The sequence below is a fragment of the Campylobacter sp. CNRCH_2015_0814 genome (assembly GCF_025772765.1).
Lineage (GTDB): Bacteria > Campylobacterota > Campylobacteria > Campylobacterales > Campylobacteraceae > Campylobacter_D.
Genome location: NZ_JAKMSR010000031.1, coordinates 1 through 1,540 on the forward strand (window position 1 = coordinate 1; position 1,540 = coordinate 1,540).

The following is a 1,540-nucleotide window of genomic DNA, read 5'->3' on the forward strand; positions in this document are numbered from 1 at the left end:
TACATTAGTAGTTACTTCAAAATGTCCCTTAGCATTAGCAACTTCAGTGGTAAAGTCTAAGGCTTTATAGCTATCAAGAATTCTATTAATTTCATTCATATTAGAACCAACTTTTTGTTCTAATACATTTAGCATTTCATTTAATACATTTTTTAATTCTATTAATTGAGGATTAGCAGGAATTGCACTAATTCTTGCTGTTAGATTGCCACCTTCAACCTCTCTAACGGTTTCTACTGATTGTTCTACTGCCTTAGCATCTTGTTCTAATGCATTTTTAGTTTTAGTGATGTTTTCATTAATAGCTTTTGCTATTACTCCAAATTCATCGTTGCTTTTAACATCTATCATAGCAGAATCTTTAGTTTTATGATTGATAAAATCAAAGAAAGAACTAAGACCATTTTGTATAGCTTGTAAAGGTGATAGATAATAAGAGATGATGAAATAAAGCAAAACAATACTTGCAATACTTGTAAAAATAACAATAATGGCTTGTATATAGGCTATTTTCTCACTTGATTGAGAAATTGTATCAATATACGCCATATTACATACTGTATATCCATCTATGTTATCACACATTGCAAGTCTTTCATTTCCTTCTTTGCTGGTATAAAAGAATGGTTCACCATCTTTTACCTTACTAAATCCATCCGCCACAATAGCAACATTTGGATCGCTTCCAATATAATTTTTATTTGTTGAAACAAATGAAAAACGATTTTTATCATAAATAAAAGACGCACCTGGCATTTGTTTAAGACTATCTTCTAAATCTTTAACCAAAACATCAATTGCCAATACTCCTATAAAATTACCATCTTTGTATATTGGCATGGCATAAGTAAAGCAAGGCAAGCCTGTTGTAACATCAATATAAGAAGGAGTGATATATAGGCTATTATTTTTCATTGCCTCTATATAAAATTCTCTTGTTCTTGCATCATAATTATCAGCTTTTCCATAAATTCCATAGTCTAAGCCTTTACTATCGCTATCTGGATCACTTACTATTAATTCTCCATTTGGTTGGGCTAGATAAACAGCTAGAAAATTGCCAGAATCTCTAAATGATCTTAATTGATAGCCTATGTTGTCCATTAATTTTTCGGCAGAATTTAAATCAGAATAAGGGTGTCTAAGTATAGTTTCGCTTAGCTTTTTTAACGAATCAGACGTATCATCTTTGAAATTAATCATAAGATTTTTTGTAGAAATTAAACGATTTTGTTCAGAATTAACAATTTCTTGAAAAAGAGCATTTTTAACAAAAATAAATGTTACAATTCCTAGAATCAAAAGACATACAATTGCTATGATATTTGCAATTAAAGCAACTTTTATTTTAACACTTTTCACTACTTTTCTCCTAAAATATTTTTGTAATTATAAATAAAATTTTTACAATGAAAATTTAATTGTGATTTAATATTGTAAATTCCACAAAAGACAAAAAGATTATGAAATTGATAGATTAAATTTGAAGAAATTAAATTTGAAAGTCTTACTAAGCTAATTAGCTTACTAATCAACCCAT

The 1,540-nt window shown here is 28.3% G+C and carries 1 protein-coding gene; it reads right to left on the reverse strand.

The window, feature by feature from the left end:
• Nucleotides 1-1,362 (reverse strand): methyl-accepting chemotaxis protein (locus tag L8X24_RS07875; protein ID WP_263664336.1); only part of this gene is annotated, 1,362 nt, incomplete at its 3' end.
• Between the last annotated feature and the right edge of the window lie 178 nt (nt 1,363-1,540).